General features: G+C 37.8%; 21 protein-coding genes and 1 tRNA gene. 17 read left to right on the forward strand and 5 right to left on the reverse strand.

The genetic code is table 11. The features are described from left to right. Nucleotides 1-105: 105 nt before the first annotated feature. A complete protein-coding gene (locus tag BUR42_RS26975) occupies nucleotides 106-990 on the forward strand; it encodes an AraC family transcriptional regulator (protein ID WP_074242642.1) in 885 nt (294 codons plus the stop codon). Here BUR42_RS26975 and BUR42_RS26980 read toward each other — a convergent pair. The 4 genes from BUR42_RS26980 to BUR42_RS26995 all read right to left on the reverse strand — a co-directional run bounded on the left by BUR42_RS26980 (nucleotide 979) and on the right by BUR42_RS26995 (nucleotide 6,234). Further along, nucleotides 979-3,402 (reverse strand): alpha-L-rhamnosidase-related protein, encoded by a 2,424-nt coding sequence (locus tag BUR42_RS26980; protein WP_074242643.1) that lies wholly within the window; start codon nucleotides 3,400-3,402, stop codon nucleotides 979-981. The genes BUR42_RS26975 and BUR42_RS26980 overlap by 12 nt on opposite strands. A 75-nt stretch (nucleotides 3,403-3,477) precedes the next feature. After that, complete coding sequence (locus BUR42_RS26985) at nucleotides 3,478-4,212, reverse strand: porin family protein (RefSeq protein WP_159442357.1); 735 nt, start codon at nucleotides 4,210-4,212, stop codon at nucleotides 3,478-3,480. A gap of 9 nt (nucleotides 4,213-4,221) precedes the next feature. Beyond that, nucleotides 4,222-5,274, reverse strand: a complete 1,053-nt coding sequence (locus BUR42_RS26990; protein WP_074242645.1) for a PCMD domain-containing protein — start codon at nucleotides 5,272-5,274, stop codon at nucleotides 4,222-4,224. A gap of 39 nt (nucleotides 5,275-5,313) precedes the next feature. Beyond that, nucleotides 5,314-6,234 carry an alkaline phosphatase family protein gene (locus tag BUR42_RS26995; RefSeq protein WP_074242646.1) on the reverse strand — a complete coding sequence of 307 codons (921 nt, stop codon included), beginning with the start codon at nucleotides 6,232-6,234 and terminating at the stop codon, nucleotides 5,314-5,316. Nucleotides 6,235-6,448: 214 nt separating this feature from the next. Between BUR42_RS26995 and BUR42_RS27000 the strand changes: the two genes are divergently transcribed. From BUR42_RS27000 to BUR42_RS27015, 4 genes are all read left to right on the forward strand, one after another. Further along, a tRNA-Asp gene (locus BUR42_RS27000) sits at nucleotides 6,449-6,522 on the forward strand. Between the two features lie 190 nt (nucleotides 6,523-6,712). Further along, nucleotides 6,713-8,065, forward strand: a complete 1,353-nt coding sequence (locus BUR42_RS27005) for a tyrosine-type recombinase/integrase (protein ID WP_074242647.1) — start codon at nucleotides 6,713-6,715, stop codon at nucleotides 8,063-8,065. Between the two features lie 145 nt (nucleotides 8,066-8,210). Continuing rightward, nucleotides 8,211-8,483: a hypothetical protein gene (locus BUR42_RS27010; RefSeq protein ID WP_074242648.1), complete on the forward strand. Its 273-nt coding sequence runs from the start codon at nucleotides 8,211-8,213 to the stop codon at nucleotides 8,481-8,483. Between the two features lie 119 nt (nucleotides 8,484-8,602). Beyond that, a complete protein-coding gene (locus BUR42_RS27015; protein WP_074242649.1) occupies nucleotides 8,603-8,956 on the forward strand; it encodes a hypothetical protein in 354 nt (117 codons plus the stop codon). A gap of 70 nt (nucleotides 8,957-9,026) precedes the next feature. On the opposite strand, the gene BUR42_RS27020 is transcribed toward BUR42_RS27015, so the two are convergent. Further along, complete coding sequence (locus BUR42_RS27020) at nucleotides 9,027-11,513, reverse strand: Helicase associated domain protein (RefSeq protein WP_074242650.1); 2,487 nt, start codon at nucleotides 11,511-11,513, stop codon at nucleotides 9,027-9,029. A gap of 198 nt (nucleotides 11,514-11,711) precedes the next feature. Here BUR42_RS27020 and BUR42_RS27025 point away from each other — a divergent pair, with 198 nt between their 5' ends. The 12 genes from BUR42_RS27025 (at nucleotide 11,712) to mobC (ending at nucleotide 19,109) form a co-directional block, all read left to right on the forward strand. Continuing rightward, nucleotides 11,712-12,026, forward strand: a complete 315-nt coding sequence (locus BUR42_RS27025; RefSeq protein ID WP_074242651.1) for a hypothetical protein — start codon at nucleotides 11,712-11,714, stop codon at nucleotides 12,024-12,026. A 125-nt stretch (nucleotides 12,027-12,151) separates the two neighbouring features. Then, nucleotides 12,152-12,496 carry a hypothetical protein gene (locus BUR42_RS27030; protein ID WP_074242652.1) on the forward strand — a complete coding sequence of 115 codons (345 nt, stop codon included), beginning with the start codon at nucleotides 12,152-12,154 and terminating at the stop codon, nucleotides 12,494-12,496. A gap of 261 nt (nucleotides 12,497-12,757) precedes the next feature. Then, nucleotides 12,758-13,102 (forward strand): helix-turn-helix domain-containing protein, encoded by a 345-nt coding sequence (locus BUR42_RS27035; protein WP_200798368.1) that lies wholly within the window; start codon nucleotides 12,758-12,760, stop codon nucleotides 13,100-13,102. A 15-nt stretch (nucleotides 13,103-13,117) separates the two neighbouring features. Beyond that, nucleotides 13,118-13,357 (forward strand): hypothetical protein, encoded by a 240-nt coding sequence (locus tag BUR42_RS27040; protein WP_074242653.1) that lies wholly within the window; start codon nucleotides 13,118-13,120, stop codon nucleotides 13,355-13,357. A gap of 10 nt (nucleotides 13,358-13,367) precedes the next feature. Next, a complete protein-coding gene (locus BUR42_RS27045; protein ID WP_074242654.1) occupies nucleotides 13,368-13,802 on the forward strand; it encodes a hypothetical protein in 435 nt (144 codons plus the stop codon). A gap of 31 nt (nucleotides 13,803-13,833) precedes the next feature. Continuing rightward, nucleotides 13,834-14,259: a hypothetical protein gene (locus BUR42_RS27050; protein ID WP_074242655.1), complete on the forward strand. Its 426-nt coding sequence runs from the start codon at nucleotides 13,834-13,836 to the stop codon at nucleotides 14,257-14,259. A 25-nt stretch (nucleotides 14,260-14,284) separates the two neighbouring features. Then, nucleotides 14,285-14,734, forward strand: a complete 450-nt coding sequence (locus BUR42_RS27055; protein WP_074242656.1) for a hypothetical protein — start codon at nucleotides 14,285-14,287, stop codon at nucleotides 14,732-14,734. A 36-nt stretch (nucleotides 14,735-14,770) separates the two neighbouring features. Further along, nucleotides 14,771-15,019: a hypothetical protein gene (locus BUR42_RS27060; protein ID WP_143197595.1), complete on the forward strand. Its 249-nt coding sequence runs from the start codon at nucleotides 14,771-14,773 to the stop codon at nucleotides 15,017-15,019. A gap of 4 nt (nucleotides 15,020-15,023) precedes the next feature. Beyond that, nucleotides 15,024-15,236: a hypothetical protein gene (locus BUR42_RS27065; protein ID WP_074242658.1), complete on the forward strand. Its 213-nt coding sequence runs from the start codon at nucleotides 15,024-15,026 to the stop codon at nucleotides 15,234-15,236. A gap of 231 nt (nucleotides 15,237-15,467) precedes the next feature. Further along, nucleotides 15,468-15,872, forward strand: a complete 405-nt coding sequence (locus BUR42_RS27070) for a plasmid mobilization protein (RefSeq protein WP_074242659.1) — start codon at nucleotides 15,468-15,470, stop codon at nucleotides 15,870-15,872. After that, nucleotides 15,869-17,056 carry a relaxase/mobilization nuclease domain-containing protein gene (locus BUR42_RS27075; RefSeq protein WP_074242660.1) on the forward strand — a complete coding sequence of 396 codons (1,188 nt, stop codon included), beginning with the start codon at nucleotides 15,869-15,871 and terminating at the stop codon, nucleotides 17,054-17,056. The genes BUR42_RS27070 and BUR42_RS27075 overlap by 4 nt, the downstream gene beginning before the upstream one ends. A gap of 43 nt (nucleotides 17,057-17,099) precedes the next feature. Continuing rightward, nucleotides 17,100-19,109 (forward strand): conjugal transfer protein MobC, encoded by a 2,010-nt coding sequence (gene mobC, locus BUR42_RS27080; RefSeq protein ID WP_074242661.1) that lies wholly within the window; start codon nucleotides 17,100-17,102, stop codon nucleotides 19,107-19,109. Nucleotides 19,110-19,136 lie beyond the last annotated feature (27 nt).

Here is a 19,136-nt window from a genome sequence, read left to right on the forward strand (position 1 = left end):
AATTTATTTCTATCAAAATTATGCAAAGCTCTGGCTTACTGGTTTTACCAAAATCAGCTGTGTTTTACCTTTCTGATATTTTTTACTATCTTAAGTGCATGCGTTATGGAGAACTATCATAAATACTTAAACATCTCCGAGTTTGAAAAAAGCTGGGGATTTTACGTCAACACAGTAGGAGCTACAAGGGTTGGCCCTAATAAGAATTACCCGGATAACCGTGAGCATCCGAGTGATCACTCCTTTACCTGGAATAAAGGCAGGATATTAGATAGCTATTACATTGTTTATATCACAAAGGGAGAAGGCGTGCTGGAATCTGCGAAAACAAAACCGATCCCGATCAAAGCAGGCTCCTGCTTTTTCCTGTACCCTGGTGTATGGCATAGGTATAAACCGCATCCGCGTTCAGGGTGGGAAGAATACTGGGTTGGGTTTAATGGCAATTATCCGGCTGAGTTGATGCAGAAAGGCATTTTTACTGCCGGAGATCCTTGCCTTGATGTAGGGCTTCACGAAGAATTATTGCAGCTCTTTCATGCACTCATAAGACATGTAAGAGCGGCTGAAGTGGGATACAGGCAGGCGGTTACAGGTATTACGCTGCAGATCCTGGCTGTGCTCAATGCCATATCAAAATACAAAACACCTGATGTGGAGGATCAGCCATCGAAATTGATCTCCAAAGCAAAATTCCTGTTGCAGGAATCCATAGAAACACCGATCAGCCTGGAAGAAATGGTGAAGGAATTGCCCATGGGTTATTCGAAGTTTAGAAAGCTGTTCAAAGAGGTAACGGGTACTTCTCCCAATCAATACCATCTGGACCTGAGGTTGGACAAAGCAAAGGAGTTGATCTTATCTACCAGTCTAACCATTAATGAAGTGGCTTTTAAGACAGGCTTTAGCTCCATCTTTTATTTCTCCCGTTTGTTCAAGAAAAAGAATGGGTTGTCTCCTAAAGAATACAGGGATGCATCAGGCCTTTAATGATACAAGGAACCTGGTATCCGGTTTGCAATTACTTTTTATGTAAAGGCGCCCATCTTTATCTGCACGGATGTGCTGAAGCACATTATTGATGGAAACCTGGTAGCCTGAGCCCGGCTGTAATCCGTTCAGCATAAATTGGTAATCGCCGGAGGATTTAATGGTCCAGGAGAAGATATTGGTCACTACTATCGAAATGCCTTGGCCACTGATGGCAAGCGTTCTCGTTTCTTTATTTTGAGGATAATAGGTGAGTGTATTCCCCTTCATACCGGCACCAAAACTTTCTTTACTTCTGATGGAAAAACTACCTGTACTCATCATGTAATTATTTTCACTGAGCTCAAGTTTATAGACCGTATCGCGAAGGGTGTAAGAGAACTTGGCCCCATTCAGCGGCTTACTCATATTGGGCTCAATTCCCAACCTGTTCCATTTAGGACGGACCCCATAGATGTCAGTGTACAAAGCTGTTATGCTCGTACAAATACCAGCGAGGATATCATCTCCTAATCCCAGTTGCGTCGTTCTGCTGTACCGTTGTGAGGAGAGACCATCTTTCTTATACTGTTCAAGGATGTTGCGGATGTATTTGAGGGCAATGTCTTTGTTATATTTAGTGTAAGCCCTCACCCCAAGATATCCCCAGGTAGGGAATATATCCCCGTTTTCATATTTAGGGAAAGGCCAGTTGCCGCTGTGCACTTCTTCTCTTTTGAAGGAATCAAAACACAAGGGCCAGTGAAAGAGCTTTTCAGCTGCAGTTCTTTGTTCTATCTGATCAAGCACCAATGCGATCCGTTTGGGATCATCGCAGATGCCGAAAGCAATGGCTGCAAAGTTAACGGGCGTGACGAGGTTGTCGCCGTGAATGGAGCCATCTTTATCACGCCAGTATACGTATTGTTGTTTGGAGGCTGACCAGAAGCCACCTTCTTCTACCGGTTTATTGAAAGCAGTTTTTAACTTCAGTGCCACTGCTGTATAGTGATCTGCTTTTTCCTGGTTGCCCAAAATCTTTTCGCATGAAGACCAGCGCATCAAAGCTTCATACAACTGCGCATTCACAAAAGAATTCTCGAAACTTGCCCATACAATATCTATCCAATCGCTGGCTTTTTTGTCGGCAATGCCATCGTTCATCATTTCAAAGATGCCGTTCTTGTTGGAATCGCGTTGAATGAGCCAGTCTAATGCTTTCTCGCAGCTTAGCTGGTGGGAGCGTAGCCAGCTGACATCACCATTCAGTTCAAATTGTTCGCTGGTATTGATCACGTATCCGGTTTGGGAGTCGATGGTATATCCCCACATGGCTTCGTAGTACCCGGTTTGGGCATTATAGGTCCCGCGTATTTCATCTCCGGGAACATTATGCCAGCGGGAGAGAACACGGCCATTTTCCAGCATCGCCAGATCGCGTTCCTGATCGAGGGTTGCGGACATATTCCGGGTATAGTTCTCATCGTTCAGCGCCATTCCGATCTGGGCGAAGAAAGGTTCGTGAAGGCATTTCCAATTGGTAAGCCAGCCATTTGCCCCTACTATATTATTATCTACTACGCCGTACCGCCCGGTTGTGTTCAACAACTCTCTGACCGCTACGGCATCAATGCCGGGAAGTATTCCCCTTGAATATTGTTTATTATAATCCACATACTGTAACTCATAACTGGCGGTTACTGTTCCTTTCTTCACTTCAAAAGGCGCAAACACATCTGCCTTTTTAGCCACATAGCGGCTTAGATTATATCGTTGCTGCAGTGGGGCATCCGTTATGAATTGTGTACAGGTGAATTCATTTTGAGGACTGTGGGAATATTTAGCTGCGACCTTGCTGTCTGATACTGCAGTGATACGCAATGCATCTCCTGATTCAGCATTCCAGAAGGTAACACCTCCGGTATGAACGCCATAGGTGTCATTTACTTCTTTAAGATATTTACACCAGACCATGCCCCCGTTGTCCATAATACCACCCTTCCATACAGACAGGTCGGAAAAGTTCCACTGAGGGAATGCCATTTCTTCCAGCCTGGCAGCCTGATCATATTCCCTTGTAATGTCCCATTGTATTTTATCTTTTTTTACTTTAAAGACCCATTTTTCCTTTATGGTACTATAGTTTATGCCGCTTATAGTTACAGTCCCTGCATTTTTGGTTACTTTAATATCCTGTGAAGCAGCAGAAGAAAAGCTGCCGTCGGAGGTGCGAATACCTGTGTATACACCGGAAGAGGACAAAGTATTTTTGCCTTTTATACGCAGCTGCTTTATCCGGCAGCCGTTTGAATAATCGATCGTAATGGAAAGCTTCTTGTCAGGAACAGTGAGGGTAATTGTTTTATCCTGTCCTTTTCCGGTTGCATGAAAGAGGAATAGTATCGTGGAAAGGATCAGGGTGAATCTGGCCATCGGTTAGGATTATCCCTCAAATCTAGGCGAAATGGTTTTGCAGGAAGGGAGTTTTATTTACACTTTCTGATATTTTCACAATTTATAACTAACCCCCAGCCCCAGGAAAATATTATACATGTTAAACCCCACTCCCTTGAACGTAGAAGGGAATACAGGCTGTAATCCCCATTGAAGGTTCGCGGCAACAGCCAGTCTTTTTCCGACCTTTCTTTCAGCGCCGCCCTGAAGCCCCCAGTCAAACTTTCGTTCTTCTTTTGCAAAATCAAAATTTGCCTGATCAATGATCACCTTTTCACCAAACGAGTTGCCATTACGGATATAGCCGTTTGATACTGTACCATCAAAGGAAGCAGCCAGAAGGTAAGCGGCATAAAATCCCAGTTTGAAACGCCATTTTTCAGATGGCTGAAACACAGCATTTATCGGCAGCGTGAGGTATAGGTTATGCGCTTTGGTTTGGTTGGTGCCGGTAAAATCCCCTTCAAACTCGCTTTTTCCCGAACTGCTTTGTTGGGTGATGATGGTATGAAAATATTGCACGCTGTCTTTTACCCGCATGCCCTTATACTCAACTTTTAATCCGGCTCCGATACCCCATTTTCCTTTTATAACATATACGATCTCATAACCTATAGCCGGAGAAAATAGTGGTGAGTAGCTTTCTACTTTACGGATAGTATTGGGTAAGGATACGGGAGCGAGTGCTCCTATGTTAAACCCGGCATGCACATATTGGTGAATGTTCTTTTGAGCATTGGCCTTGAAGGCTATCAGCATGCATAGTGCGATCAGGATATTTTTGTTCATGTACATCGGTTATTGAGGAATAATACGGAGGCTGTCTACAACCAGTTTGCTTCCGATAGCACCACGGTAGTGATCCCCTTCGCTGCTGGAAGAAGCTACAATCGTCATACGCAGATCTTCAGGCAGGGGAACGTTGGAGAGGTATGTGAAGGGGATATCGAACTTTAAAAAGGTGCTGCTGGCTGCTCCGTTTGTTAAAACAGCGCTGGCTAATACCCGGTCTGATGTAAGGATGTTAGTGCCGTCCAGGTGTTCAGGACCTTTGAAGAGAACAGCATAAACAGAGCATTTATCCTGCTGGCCGGCAATAATATTGCCGTTTTGATCCTGAAAAGCTGCGCCGGGAGTGTATTTGTAATAACCGGTAAATCTTGCAGGTCTTCCTACATATGGCTGCCCGAATTCTGTAGCTGCCAGTGGATTCACGAACACGGCGGAGGTATTAAAATTACCCAGGAACAGGGAACCCGCAATGAGCCGGATACCTACTAATTCAGACAGTGGTGTACCTTTCAATGTTATCATCTCTGCACCTTTGCCCTGGTAACCCTCGGGCGTGGAATGCGTAGGATAAGCTTCCGGCTGTTTGGGGAAACCGGATAAGGCCAGTCCCGGATTGCCGGAAGACCATATGGTGCTGTTATCTGCCTCTAATGTATATTCATATTTATCGGTGGCATTGATGCCCCAGTTCTCAAAATTAAATGACCAATTACCCACGTTCACCACCTGTACCGTATATGTTTTTTTCCCTTCGCCATTCTGCGGAGTAACCACATATTGTACCGGTCCTTTTTTAGGAAAAATGGAGTCCCCTGAGGCTGGCACTACTGTTGCTCCGCCTGAGAGCTTCAGCACAGGGGCAATTCCACTGTTATATGCACTGGCCTGCAGATGTAGCATAATTCTCCGGTTGGATTGATCAATGAACACATTGCTGGTCAGTAAAGCGGGATCAACCGTGAACGTCTCTATATCAGCTTCAGGATTCAGCGGTGCTTTTTTGATGCAGGATTGGAAAAGCAGCAAAAAGGCCGTGAGCGCAGCACAGTGTTTTCTCATATGATGTGGGTTATTCTTAGTTAATGTAAGAAAAAACAGTTACTTCTTCTTAACAAATATACCATCTGGTATACTTCCTGTCCAGCATTTGGGCAGGTCCTTTTCTTTCACGCCGAATAACCTGGCAATTACCATTGCCGTATTCTTATTGCTGTTATACATGTTTGTTAAGCCGGATCTTTTAATCTCCGGACCTGTAATAGCCCATGGCACCTGCATTTCTTCCATACTGGTACCACCATGGCCGCTTTTGGGATGCCCGCCATGATCTGTGATCAACAGGAAGTGTGTATCGTCATATAACTTTTCCGCTCTTATTTTATCTAAAAAGATCCCAATAGCTGTATCGGCCTGCTCAATGGCAGTGATGTATTGCGGTGACATCCAGTTGTAACTATGCCCTGCATGGTCTGTATGCACGCTGTATAAGAAAACCAGCGTGGGTGAATGCCTGTTTTCTACGATGAAGTCAAATGCTCTTTGATAGTTACTATCGTATTTATCTTTCCATTCAAATGAAATTTCATCGAAGTATTTTTTATTCATCGAATTAGGTAATTCTGCCCAATTATAGTAAAAGGCTGTTTTAACACCGGGTACATGATCCTTCAGGATTTTAAAGATGGAAGGATAATATCCTTCTTTATCTGTTTCCAAAGGTTTCAGGCGTTGGTTCTCGAGGGTCCATTTATTATCAGTTACACCATGTTCTTCCGGGCCTGATCCTGTTAAATGGCTGGTCCAGTTTGGTAATGTTACGGATGGCATTACGGGGCGGGTGGTCAAAGACAATACGCCATCAGCTATCATTTTATCCAGGTTAGGATGCCTGGCTGTTTTGAAACCATCAACGCTGAAGCCATCAAGGCCAATAATAACAACCCGTTTCTGTGCAAAGACATGCTGTTTAGATAAATTCATTAAAACAGCTACCAGGCAGATTAATCTGATCACCTTCATATAGTATGATATTTTCCCATCAAAATAGTAAATGTTTCTTAATGGGAATAATATTTTCCTTTTAGGAAAACTATTACTTCAATGGATAATGGTAATCCCCGGAGTGAGAATGTCAGATTTTTTAGCAGAAATATTTGGAGGTTTGACATTAAAATTTCTATATTTGCAGCCCCTCAAAGGAATAAAGCAGGCCTTAAAAGCCCGCTGATATTGAGGATCGGTAGTTCAGTTGGTTAGAATGCCGCCCTGTCACGGCGGAGGTCGCGGGTTCGAGTCCCGTCCGGTCCGCATAGCAACTTCCTCAGTCAAGGATCACGAAAGTGATCCTTTCTTTATTTTACAGCATTTGCTTTACAGTCAAGGGTTTTGAAGGTTTCTTAACAACACTTCGGTATTTCATTTTAGTACCTTTACAAAGGTTGACAACATTTATTCTCGACTAAAAACTCGACTAAACTCGACTAAAATTTAGTGCAAAATGTTGTTACCAATTAAACCGATTTGCCCGGTAAGTAAAAAGCGGAGAGATGGCACCAGCCTAATATTTATTCAGTATTGTGCTGAAACTCCTAAATTATTGAATACCGAAATTGCCATACCTCCCCAATTCTGGAATAAAAAGACGGAAAGTGTTTCCTCTAAATTGCCTACTGAATATGGAGATTTTTCATTATTTAATGAAGAAATTGAAAGGCAGCTTAAAATAGCCACTGAAATAATTAAATGGGTAAATAAGAATGGGGTTACTGATAAGGGCCAATTCGTAAAGAAGGTTTTTAAACCCAATTTCGATGTTTCAACCCTGGATAAATTAGATTTATTGGGAGATCCTTTATCTGCGGATAACTCCGATCCCTTAAACATTTATTATCAAATTGAACAATATTGTAAGGATAAAAAAGGTACGGTTTCATCCGAAACAATAGCCATTTATGAAACGATGTCAGATCATCTAAAGGCATTTGAAGAATTTAGGGGTAAGCCTATTACGTTTCAGTGTCTGGATTTTGATTTTTATGATAGATTTACGCATTTCCTAACCTATACTTACCAACAACCTCGATTTAAAGAGCCCATAATCGGATTAAAACAAAACTCCATTAGTAAAGACATCAAACATTTGAAAGGATTTGTCAAAGACCGGGCAAAGCGGAAAATCATAGCTCCAATTAATATGGAGGATTTCAAAAGCCCAGAAGAGGATTCAGATGCTATTTACTTACCATTTTCTGAAATAGCTCAAATTTATAATACTGATTTATCCCAATTTCCAGAATTAATAAATGATCGTAATCGTTTAGTCCTTGCATGTCTAACAGGATTACGCTTTAGTGATTTTTCTACCTTAGAACCTGAAGATGTTCGGGACGGAAGAATTTATTTAAAACAAGAAAAATCAGATGGACGGGTTGTAATCCCTTTAAGGAGGGAAGCAGAACAAATTCTAATAGAATTATTTAAAGAAGGGATTACCTATGTTAGTAATTCAGAGTTTAACAAAAACATCAAATTAATTGGGAGACTTGCGGGATTAAATCAACCTATAACCTTTTCCTATAAAAAAGGAATAACCGTTAATAAAGTAACTCGACCAAAATCTGATTGGATAACTTCACATACAGGAAGGCGTTCATTTTGTACAAATGAATTCCTGGCAGGAACACCGGTTAAATTAATTATGCTGATTAGTGGCCATAAAAAGGAAAAGGATTTTTACAAATACATCAAAATAACTCAGGAAGAGGCTGCTAAAATATTAGAGAAATTATGGGCTGAGAAAAATGCGTTGCAACCCTTAGAGCTTTATTCTACGCAAATAATTTCAGCCTAAATATTCTCAAGCTAAAACTATGAATTTCTTGAAAACGTAGCCACAAAGCATTTATTCTTTGGCATAAAACTCGTCCAATACCATTTATTATTATCCTTTTCAAAATTTTTGTAACTTTTGTTAAATTGAAGTTGATTAAGCTTAAATGAAACACACAGTTAATTTTAACGAAATAAATGTTCTGGTAACATGGGAAGGTCCCCTGAGAGACGGAACTGATGTATATGTTCATACGGGTGATCCTGGTTTAGCCATGCATATTATAGTGCTTTTCCTTGATGACAAAGGTATGCGGAACCTTTGGTATGAACAATCTTGGACCGCTGACAATGAGGAGCAGGCAATGAGACTATGTAGAAGTGTTGAGAAAAATTGGAAAAACTGGTCTCGTAAAAAAGCCTTGGGGGCAAAAGAATAATGGAAAGATTGAAACTTCTCGCATTGTATCGGGGCAGTCCCAGATTGAATAACCGTTAATGGCTGTGTAGGAAATTTTTTCCCTTAATTATATTCTGTATATTTTAAGAATTATATTATATGAGTAAAAGGCAGTATTTGTATGTCCCAGTATGGAAAAAATACCAGTCCCAAATAACAAGAAGCGTTAATTGGGGCTTGGGGGAAGGCTTTTCAATTCCATCCAGTTATTTCATGAAAGTGAGCAACCGCAAGCATTTTGGTTTCAGGCTGGAAATTAAGAACGGCAATGTGGTCAATGATATTTCTGGATCTGCGATGGCCAGGGACTTGGCATTTCTTTTATTAGAAAGCCCTGTTAATAAAGAATTGTTGGCAAAGAAACATTTTTTCGTTAGAATGTCTAGGAATTTTTACCTAGAAATATTTCCAGTAAAATTATACAAGGGTATAATGGACGGTAAAATCAATTAACTCTGCTATAAACAGGTAGTAGAATGGATCAGATAATGTCATTGGGTGCCAAATTAATTTTTTAATCAGGCTAGATAATAACTGAAATAGCATTAAAATTAAATCCTATAGCTAATAATTTTTCTTTCCTATTAATTTCCAGTGTCCCTTTATAATATTCCTTTTGCTGTCTACTAGCCCATTCTAATAATACAGAACTCCTGCTACCCAATTTGTAATCCTCAAACTTTAATCGCCAACTTCGTTCTTTAACAGGTTTGTTCATAATGCCTAATGCATCGAGAGCATGTCTTTGTGCCGTAGAAAGCCTTCCTCTATTATACTTTGACCGCTGATTTGCAACCCAGTTTTTCAGCTCTTTGCTCATGGATGGCTCTGCAGGGTCATTTAGAAACTGTTTATATACTTCAAGATGCTCTTCAAAGCTTTTATGTGTATTGAAAGCACGAAATGGCACACTTGAAAAGTGGATACCTATTGATCTTAACAACTCAGTTTTTTCCTCTGATAAACAACCTTCCCTAAATCTTCTTCCTTGCTCGATGCGCCATTTTTTTAAAGCCTTTACTTCTTCCCATTTCGGATTATTTTTGATTAGTTCAAAAGTTTCTTCCCAGCTCGTGATTTTTGTAGGTGTAAAATCGAAACCAGCAGCTCGCAATTTTTCTTCTCTCCATGGTTTAAGAAATCCATCCTGAAATGCAACTTTCTGCCATCTAATCCATTCCAATATAGATTTATCGATGCTGCCGCAAGTATATTTGTTAAGGCTCAATTCCCATTGCCTGTCTTTGTCGGTATATCCTATAAATCCAACCTCATCTAGTTTTTGTTTATGCTCTGCTGAAATTCTGTTTTTAAAATAACCGTTTCTTTGATTTTTTGCCCAGTTCTTCAACTCTTTGTTCATGGGTGTAACACTAATATCAAGCCTGTATAATTTGTACTCACTAAGGTAATCATCAAATGATTTTTGTAGATTGGAATCTAAATCCAGTCCAGCATTCCGAAGTATAATAATTTCTTCTTCTGTTAGTTTACTTTGTAAAAATCTGCTACGCTGATGTTGCATCCAGTTAAAAAGTGGTGTTCCTGGTATATTCCACACCGCGCCATCTTTTATCATGCCCCATTTATTTTTGGAAACTACCTCAAGCCTGATGCCCAGATCCTGTACTCTTTTTGCTCTTTCTGGATCTAGTGAACCATACCTAAACTTTTGTCTATTGCTATTGATGAAACGAAAACAGGCAGTGTTCTCTTTCGATGTGATGGGTTGACCTTTTTTAATTGTTTCCTCGAGCAATGCAAACTGAGTTTCCCAAGGATCAAATTCACCGGAAAACTTGGCAAACAACTCCCTTATTTCCTTGGTTTCATCAAAAAAGGATACATTAATCAGGTCTTTATTCGTGGTCGCTCGTCCCAACCTCGCGTCAATTGGTATTTGTGGAAGCTCATTGGAATTCGAAAGAAACTCCTTTTCCAGTTCACCTTTAAACTGGCTATGTATAATTGAGTTAAAGTTATTCACAAGATCAAAAACAATGGGCTGGCGAAACTGGTTAACGGATAGGCATCTTCCTATCTGTTGATAATATATATTGGGGCTTGCTGTAAATCTTAATTGAATTACACCATCCACTCCCTTAATTCCGTCCAAGTGTATTGCTTCATTAAACATATCTACTGTGAAACATAAACAAGGACCATCATCATCAGAAAAATGTTTTAGTAAAACGTTGTTTTGGGCATATCCATTAGATGATATAATCGTATATGAATTTACCTTTCCTTTAATTGATTGAAATATAGAAGTCAGTTTTTTTCTTGCGGCCTCAATCTCTGAAACCTTCGAGCAAAATACTATGAATTTATTATCGTAAGAGCGTAAGTGTTTTGTAAAAATGCTTAAAAGGCCCGAAGCCTTCTCCCAATTTATAATGGCACTATGTATTTTTTCAGTGTAAATTTTATGGCTATTACTTCCGATTATTTTCTTTACTAAACTTCGATATTCATTGTCCACACTATAAATGGCTGAAACATATCGAGGTAGGGGTAAAATGTTAGCCTTAATTGCCTGAACCAGTGAAATGTAGCTAGCTATGTTCCCATCAAAGAATTCCTGAGCCATATCTCTGTTGTTATCCAGGTATCGGATAGGTGTAGCGGAAAATCCAATGAACTTTGATTTGATGTTATTAGATTCAATTTCTTTAATAATCCTATTCCATTCTTTTGCTCCTATTCTATGGAATTCATCAATAATTAAGTTGTCAAAAAACACATTGCTTATATCTTCATCACTCATCAATTCCAATGCCTTAAATGTATAGAAAATGAAATCTTTTTGTGTATGCTTTCTTATTTCCGTTTCAATCAGTGTTGTTGGGCCAATTACGATGTTTTTCCGGGTTGAAAAGTGATTTAGAAGTTGAGCAATAATTACTGCCTTACCAGTTCCTGTTGGATGAACAACACAAACCTTACTTTTACTATTCAGCAGGGCCAAGATATTATTAATAGCTAGTTGATTGTGTGGATAGACATTCATTTGGTGGGAAAATCTACTATTTTAGAATTACTAATTACTAAGGTTCCGAATGGAATTCTCTTTATTTTAAAGATAGGACAGATGTGAAATTTAAATGTTAACTATTTGCAAATGAAGAGGAGGTAAAGAGTTTGAGGAAATGAGTATTTTACGTAAATTTAGTATATACAATATTTCTCATTGCAACTAGAATAAAAAATGATAAAAGCAAACCTTATATTAATTGCGTGTCTAATGCTCCAGGCATGTAATGGGCAAAATCACAGGATTACCCAGGAAAGGTTAATAATTGATTCTCTTAATAGGGAATTAAGCTTTGCAAAAGCAGAGTTAGAACGAAGTTCAAGAAAACAGCCTTTGAATTCTTTTGTTATTTCTCAAATAGATAAGCATTTTGAACAAGTGTTCGTACAATATTATGGAAAAAGTGAAGGCTTGGCTCGTTTAAAGGTGATGAATAATATCATTGGTTCAGACCAGGTTAAAAAAGAACTTTACCATGTGTGGAAATAGTTGGCTATTGTAACTGTTTTAAAAAGACTGACAATTCGAACGGCAAATGTCCAAGTTTCTAGTTTCCGGATTTTTTTGCGTAATTTGAATGTATATAATATCTCCCTTTGCAACCAAACAAAAACATGAAAAGACTAAATTTTATTATCATGGCATGCTTCTTTCTTCAGGCCTGTAATGATAATAATAATGAAACTCTTCAATATAAGCTCACAATTGACTCGCTTCAAAGAGAATTAGTTGATGCTAAAGCTGAATTGGATCAATTGAGATCCACCCGAAAGCAACCCGTGGATTCTTCTAATATATCTCATTATGATAAACATATTGTAGATATTTTTATACAACGCTATGGAAAAAGTGAAGCAATGGTTCGTTTAAAGTTAATGGAAAAAGCCTACGTTTCTGAAAATATGAAAATGGATCTTTTTCAGAAATGGAGAAACTTTCTCGCTAGGCATGGTGAATAACACCTTTTTCTATTGATAATGTTTCATGAAAAGGCTTATTTTTGAATGAATAAATGATATTCTTTTAAGTATAATTGGACTAGGGTATCCCTGATCGGCATAAAGCCAGGCGAAAGCTTGGCTTTATGTTTTTAGGTATATCCTATATTCTAATTCCCCTCCACTTCTGCAATTTTTGAAATAATTCTTTCCGAGCCTCTGATCCTACTCTGAATTTTCGCTTTTTGTTGACCACATATTTGCATTAAGAATTAGTGCAGTATGGAAACAATGGCGAAAATGGGGGGACCGACAAAGCGATCTTTATCCAGGAATCAATGGGTAACCTGGGAGGATCTGCAAGTTTTTAAGCGGGATCTTCTTTTTTCCATCCAGGCCCTATTATCTAAAGCGGATGATAACCAGAACAAAAAGTGGTTAAAATCCTATGAAGTGCGAAAACTACTCAATATCTCCTATGGTACCCTCCAAACACTGAGAAGTAATGGAACATTGCCTTTTAGTAAAATTGGTGGAACTATCTATTATGATATTGATGATATCAATAGACTAATTGCTGATCATAAAAGGAATTTAAATAAATATTGGAAACCTGATAAGCAGTAAATAAATACCATCAATATGAAACCATTATCTATTTTATTACCTGGAAACCCACCACGGATAGAAGAAGTCCAAATTTATTTTAACCAGAAAGGTATGTCTTCTGCAGAAGCGGAATGCTTTTTTTTCTTTTATGAAATGAAATATTGGACAAGCCGAAAAGGTGGCCCTTTAAGAAACTGGAAAAGTACTGCTTATCAATGGATCGCTAGTCTATTGAAGAAGGAGCCCTGGCGTTTTAATAAAGATATTCATTAAATGTTTGGTTATGATAAGTCGAGAATATCAATTAAAGAAAGGCTTGCAGGCTCTTGGGTTTGATTACGATAAATTATCAAAAACCCCTTTTTTATCCGGAATAGATGTTCTGATTTATAAGGACAAGTGCAAGGTGTTTTCTCCTGATAAGATCCCTCATTTACTACAAACAACAATTTGGATATATGATAAAGGGGAAGAAAATCCATACATAATTGATAACCTAAGCATAAGTATAAATAAGATAGAAAAGGGCTGTGATCCCTCCAACAGCGAGATTTTATCTGAATGTTTTTTTAGTTCAATTGATGCTTTGCCGAAGAGATCTGAAATTATTAAAAAGGCTGAAGAAGTCCTTCATATAAGAAGTATTGGCGAAAAATTTAATATTGACCGATTAAAAAGGGTAGAGAGTTTGGGGATATCAAATTATAAAAAGCTCTAGTTATTATGGCTTGAAACACAAATTCGTTTTTATGAAATTGGATATTTTGGAAGAGCGCGAAATAACATTTAAAGACTTTGACGCTATAATGAGGAAAGTTACGGAAACTAACTTATTCCCTTCATACCTGGTACAAAACAACTTTAGAAAGATTAGAGAAGGATTATATGCCGGAAAAAAGGAAGAGTTAATAAATGTATTTTATAGTGAGGGTGAGGGCTGGCGATATAAAAATTTAAAACAACTCGAAGATCACGGATCTCTTATACAGTTTATTGCAAACCGGTTACATGAAAATAAAATTGGAATCAACAGAATCCCTAAAGATCTTATACAATCTGCCACTATTGCTAATAATCACTACAATCAAGTAGTGAAAACTGTAAAGAAGGAAAATAAGAATTTACCGTGGGAGCACTTTTCTTCTAGTAGTCAACAACGTAAACGGGTTAAATAGATTTTAAAGCAATTCTTTAAGACTAATGAAATGTGATATAAGTACATCGGATTTGCCGGATAGAATACAAAAGCAAATAACAGATACGGGATTTGATATCAACGATTTCACTATTGAAACATTTGGGCAATATGATAACGGCATTAAATTATGGGAAGAAAAGAGTACGCTTACTCTTCCTAATAACGAATATACCGAAATGCGTAGGTTTTGTTTTTTAATAAGTAATGCGACTGATGAGAATAAGGCAAAGGTAGAAATTTTAACCGCCCACCTAACCAGAACCTCCCTTGATGGAGAAAGAATGATTGAAAGAGCCCATGAGGCATTTTTTCAAGAGGATGGGAAATTTAGAAAGAAAGAGTTAATAATCGAAGATTTAGAGAGGCAGATGCGAGGGAGAGAGCGGATAACAAAATTGTACGAATTAGAGTTAGCTAAAAAAAATGAACAGGGGAGAAACATTAGACGATAGAAGTACCCCAATCAACTAAATAATAAATCTGAGCATATGTACTACATCTGCAAATTTTATGATAAATGGTCTGTCATGGATACTGAGGATAAAAGCAACCAGGATTTAACTAACGAAGAAATTGCCATGATTAAGAGAAGATTCCCTAAACTTTTGTCGGAAGGGTTTATGCACTTTATTGGGGTGGATGCTGTAAATCCTAAAAAATTGCTTGGTTCACCCAAAACTGCTGCCAAAGGAATTCCTACAAAAGTAGCTTCCAAAGGTGAAAAGGATAAAATCTAAAACTATGTATTATATAAAGAAATATTCCAACGGATGGGCGGTACACGATGATGTGACTGGAGCTGGCAGATTACTTAATGAGAATGAAGTTGCCAGAATTAAAAACGAATTCCCTTCTCTGGCTGACGAAAAGGTATTAACTGTTTTTTCAGATCACATAAGGAGTATACAAGCGCCACGACCAAAATTTGAACAAGAAAAGGCTTTTATAGAATGATACAGTGTGAGGATTTAAAGGAGAATTAGTCTTCGCGGTCATAGATCTAAAAGCGAAAGAGCGCTAACAACCACCAACTATTGTACAATATCCTTGGAGTCCGAAGGACGGTTCCACCCGTTCCTACGGAGAGGGTGAGGGCGCCATTTGTTGCGCCCAGCAAGATGTAGTGTTGTTGACAACATTGGGTTTTCTATGCCTTTCAATTATTAAAGATGAACAATGTGATTTATGAGAAAGGGGCAAACTAAAGGTGAAGATGGCTTGCAGCATTTGGTTTGGACGCGAGTTAACCAGTCAAAGTATAATGAAATAGAAAGACTGATAGCCGGAACAAAGAATGAAACGATCAGTAGCATTGTCAGAAAAATAATCTACAAAAATCCCATTAAGGTATATATCCATGATGAATCAATGGATTTACTATTAGAAGAGCTTGCTGTCATTCGCGGGGAAATTAAAGCAATTGGCGTCAATATTAACCAATTGGCAAAATTGTTTAATACCTATCCTGAAGAACAGAAAAAGGCTTTTTATGCAAAAATTGGCTATCAAGAGTATTTACGACTAGAAAGTAAAATAGATAGGACCCTGTTAATTATTTCAAAATTGGGAAAGAAATGGTTGTCAGAATGAGTTTTGGAAAATCTATAAGAAAAGCACTTTCCTATAATGAAGCAAAGTTAAGGAAGGATGATGCAGAATTAATTCTAGCCTCCAGGTTTTCTTGTGATGTTCCAGATCTGAATTTTACTGAGAAATTAACCAGGTTTGAACGCATTATTCAAAAGAATTCAAAAATTGAATACAATACTGCTCATATCATTTTGAGTTTTTCGCCTTATGATAAACTTGATAATGAGAAAATGCAAATGATTGCTTACGATTATTTGAAGAAGATTGGATTTGGTGATCAGCCCTATTTGGTTTACCTGCATAAGGACACTAACAATCCGCACTTACATATTGTGTCCCCTACAATACGGCCCAACGGAAGTTCTATTTATTTACATAATATAGGTAAAAGGTTATCTGAACCTGCTAGGAAGGACATTGAGAAAGAATATGGACTAATACCAGCGGAATCAATTAAGAATTCTAAGGAGTATAGTTACAGTGAACAAAATACTAAGGCTTTTATTTCAAACACTGTACGTGATGTTGTTTCTAAATATCATTTTTCATCTTTTGAAGAGTTTAATGCTATACTTAAGATTAAAGGTGTTATTGCTGATAAAGGACGACCTGGTTCAAGGTTACATATTAATGGTGGGATAGTTTATTCAAAATTAGATGCTTTTGGCAATAAAGATGGCATACCTATTAAAGCAAGTTCTATTTATACAAAGCCAACCTTATCGAGGCTGACAGAAACCTTCTCTACAGAATTTAAATATAATCCTAAATACACTGACTATACCAAAAATACTTTATCTGCTGTTTTCGCAAAATATAGAAAGTTAACATTCAATGGGTTCAAAAAATACCTAGCAGCAAAAAGAATTCAATTAGAGCTAAAGTTTAATGAACACGACAAACTTGAGAATATCTATTTTATCGACAATCTTAATAGGGCAGTATTCAACTGCAATGATCTTAATCTTTCTCTCGAATTTCTTGAAACTAAGATTCGCTTTGATAAAGCTGAATACATCAAAGTTTCGAATAAAAGTAGACTTTCAGAAAATTCCTACAATTTTTCAATGCTTGGCAGACTTGCGATAGATCTTTCGAAAAACCTGATTGGAAATAACGAAGGAGATTCTGGGGTATCTAATGAATTTATGAAAAAGAAACGAAAGAAGCGAAAACCCTGGTAGCAGTTACGTTTTTTTTTGAAAATGTGAAATTGATTATGTGCAGATGGAAACAGGAGAAAACATACAGGAGTTACGAAAAATATTAGATTTTATACGATTTGGCAGCATACTACTATTGTTAATTCATTTTTATAGTGTTTGCTTTCCGGTTGTATATGAATTAGGGTGGTCGTTAGAACTATTAAATAGGGTCATCTTTAATTTATCTAACAATTTCCCAATTCTTAGTGGCTTTTTTAAGCCTAAGTTGGCTATCCTTCTATTGCTTTGTATTTCACTACTTGGAGTAAAAGGAAGGAAAGATGAAAAGTTAACTATTCAAGCCATTGTTACTTATCTAGGCATAGGAATGCTGTTTTACCTTTCTTCTACCTGGTTATTGCAGATAACAGCCCCTCCAACTATCATAGCATGTTTATATGTATCACTTACGAGTACGGGCTATGTACTTATTTTAACGGGAGGAACTAAAGTTAGTAGATTCATAAAAAACAGGCTAGATAAAGATGTTTTTAATGATTGGGCAGAACAATTTCCACAGGAGGAACGATTGCTTTCTGATGAATATTCAGTAAATCTTCCCACAGAATACAAGTTTCGCGATAAGATAAGGAAGGGGTGGATAAATATTCAAACTTTTAGGGCATGCATTGTATCAGGTACTCCTGGATCAGGTAAGAGTTTTTGGGTCGTTCGCAATTATATCCAACAACTGGTTGAAAAACAGTTTTGCTTCTTTTTATACGATTTCAAATTTCCTGATTTAACTCTTATACTTTATAATCATGCATTAAAGCATGCTCATAAGTACCCCGTTAGGCCCCAATTCTTTGTTATCAATTTTGACGATTTATCGAGAACGCATAGATGCAATGTGTTGTATCCTGAAACAATGCTTGAATTAACCGATGCATCAGAAAGCAGCCAAACACTAATGTTAGCTCTTAATAGAGACTGGATAAAGAAAATTAGCGATTTTTTTGTGCAAAGTTGTATTCTTTTTGTTACTGCAATTTTCTGGTTTCTGAAGAAATATGATGGCGGAAGATATTGCACTCTACCTCATGCAATTGAGTTGGCCCAGATGGAATATGATGAACTTTTTCCTGTGCTTAGTATGGAGAGAGAAATTGAAGTTTTAATCAATCCATTCATATCTGCTTATTTAAGAGGTGCTAATGAGCAATTAGAGGGACAAATAGCCAGCGCGAAAATTTCGTTAGCACGATTAGTATCGCCTTCTATTTATTATGTATTAACAGGATCTGACTTTACTTTAAATGTTAATAACCCAGAATCTCCAAAAATTGTTTCTGTTGGAAATAATCCTGCCAAGCAAAGTACGTATGGTGCAGTTATTAGCCTTTACGTTGAACGTATGCATAAGCTGATAAATAAGAAAAACCAACAGCCATGTGCGCTAATATATGATGAGTATCCCACTTTGACAGCAAGTGTAGATTTAATTTCGACGGCGAGATCGAATCGTATAGCCGTTCTAGTTGGATTGCAAGACATGTCGCAGATGGTAAGGGATTATGGCAAGGAGCAAGCCGAAGTGATAATGAATATTTGCGGTAACATAATTAGTGGGCAGGTTTTGGGAGACAGTGCTAAAGCACTTAGTGAACGAATTGGAAGAATCAATCAATTAAAAGAATCATTTTCTATAAGTGCTAATGATACTTCAATAAGTAAGTCAACTCAGCTGGAAAGTGCTATTCCTGTATCCAGAATTTCAAATCTTAGCTCTGGTGAATTTGTAGGTGCAGTAGCAGATACTCCACAACAGCCAATAAAGAATAAAGTCTTCCATGCTAGGATCATTAATGATATCGAAGCTATTAAAAAAGAGGAAGCTGCATATAAACAACTTCCAATCATCAGAAATATTGATGAACATACAGTGATGGAAAATTTTTACCAGGTTAAAAGAGATGCGAGATATATTATAGATACTGAAATGAACAAAATTAGGAATAGCCCAACTATGAAGCATTTAATAAAAAAAAGTAAGAATAACCCACCCCCCCAGTCCAATATAAGTTTATGAGTTTTTATTCTATAATTTAAATTGAAG

The sequence above is a fragment of the Chitinophaga niabensis genome (genome assembly GCF_900129465.1).
Taxonomy (GTDB): Bacteria; Bacteroidota; Bacteroidia; order Chitinophagales; family Chitinophagaceae; genus Chitinophaga; species Chitinophaga niabensis.

What these genes read in the sequence shown, in the direction of transcription:
- BUR42_RS26975 (WP_074242642.1), top strand. Translation starts at nt 106, where the DNA reads ATGGAGAACTATCATAAATACTTAAACATCTCCGAGTTTGAAAAAAGC.
- BUR42_RS26980 (WP_074242643.1), bottom strand. Translation starts at nt 3,402, where the DNA reads ATGGCCAGATTCACCCTGATCCTTTCCACGATACTATTCCTCTTTCAT.
- BUR42_RS26985 (WP_159442357.1), bottom strand. Translation starts at nt 4,212, where the DNA reads ATGAACAAAAATATCCTGATCGCACTATGCATGCTGATAGCCTTCAAG.
- BUR42_RS26990 (WP_074242645.1), bottom strand. Translation starts at nt 5,274, where the DNA reads ATGAGAAAACACTGTGCTGCGCTCACGGCCTTTTTGCTGCTTTTCCAA.
- BUR42_RS26995 (WP_074242646.1), bottom strand. Translation starts at nt 6,234, where the DNA reads ATGAAGGTGATCAGATTAATCTGCCTGGTAGCTGTTTTAATGAATTTA.
- BUR42_RS27005 (WP_074242647.1), top strand. Translation starts at nt 6,713, where the DNA reads ATGTTGTTACCAATTAAACCGATTTGCCCGGTAAGTAAAAAGCGGAGA.
- BUR42_RS27010 (WP_074242648.1), top strand. Translation starts at nt 8,211, where the DNA reads ATGAAACACACAGTTAATTTTAACGAAATAAATGTTCTGGTAACATGG.
- BUR42_RS27015 (WP_074242649.1), top strand. Translation starts at nt 8,603, where the DNA reads ATGAGTAAAAGGCAGTATTTGTATGTCCCAGTATGGAAAAAATACCAG.
- BUR42_RS27020 (WP_074242650.1), bottom strand. Translation starts at nt 11,513, where the DNA reads ATGAATGTCTATCCACACAATCAACTAGCTATTAATAATATCTTGGCC.
- BUR42_RS27025 (WP_074242651.1), top strand. Translation starts at nt 11,712, where the DNA reads ATGATAAAAGCAAACCTTATATTAATTGCGTGTCTAATGCTCCAGGCA.
- BUR42_RS27030 (WP_074242652.1), top strand. Translation starts at nt 12,152, where the DNA reads ATGAAAAGACTAAATTTTATTATCATGGCATGCTTCTTTCTTCAGGCC.
- BUR42_RS27035 (WP_200798368.1), top strand. Translation starts at nt 12,758, where the DNA reads ATGGAAACAATGGCGAAAATGGGGGGACCGACAAAGCGATCTTTATCC.
- BUR42_RS27040 (WP_074242653.1), top strand. Translation starts at nt 13,118, where the DNA reads ATGAAACCATTATCTATTTTATTACCTGGAAACCCACCACGGATAGAA.
- BUR42_RS27045 (WP_074242654.1), top strand. Translation starts at nt 13,368, where the DNA reads ATGATAAGTCGAGAATATCAATTAAAGAAAGGCTTGCAGGCTCTTGGG.
- BUR42_RS27050 (WP_074242655.1), top strand. Translation starts at nt 13,834, where the DNA reads ATGAAATTGGATATTTTGGAAGAGCGCGAAATAACATTTAAAGACTTT.
- BUR42_RS27055 (WP_074242656.1), top strand. Translation starts at nt 14,285, where the DNA reads ATGAAATGTGATATAAGTACATCGGATTTGCCGGATAGAATACAAAAG.
- BUR42_RS27060 (WP_143197595.1), top strand. Translation starts at nt 14,771, where the DNA reads ATGTACTACATCTGCAAATTTTATGATAAATGGTCTGTCATGGATACT.
- BUR42_RS27065 (WP_074242658.1), top strand. Translation starts at nt 15,024, where the DNA reads ATGTATTATATAAAGAAATATTCCAACGGATGGGCGGTACACGATGAT.
- BUR42_RS27070 (WP_074242659.1), top strand. Translation starts at nt 15,468, where the DNA reads ATGAGAAAGGGGCAAACTAAAGGTGAAGATGGCTTGCAGCATTTGGTT.
- BUR42_RS27075 (WP_074242660.1), top strand. Translation starts at nt 15,869, where the DNA reads ATGAGTTTTGGAAAATCTATAAGAAAAGCACTTTCCTATAATGAAGCA.
- mobC (WP_074242661.1), top strand. Translation starts at nt 17,100, where the DNA reads ATGGAAACAGGAGAAAACATACAGGAGTTACGAAAAATATTAGATTTT.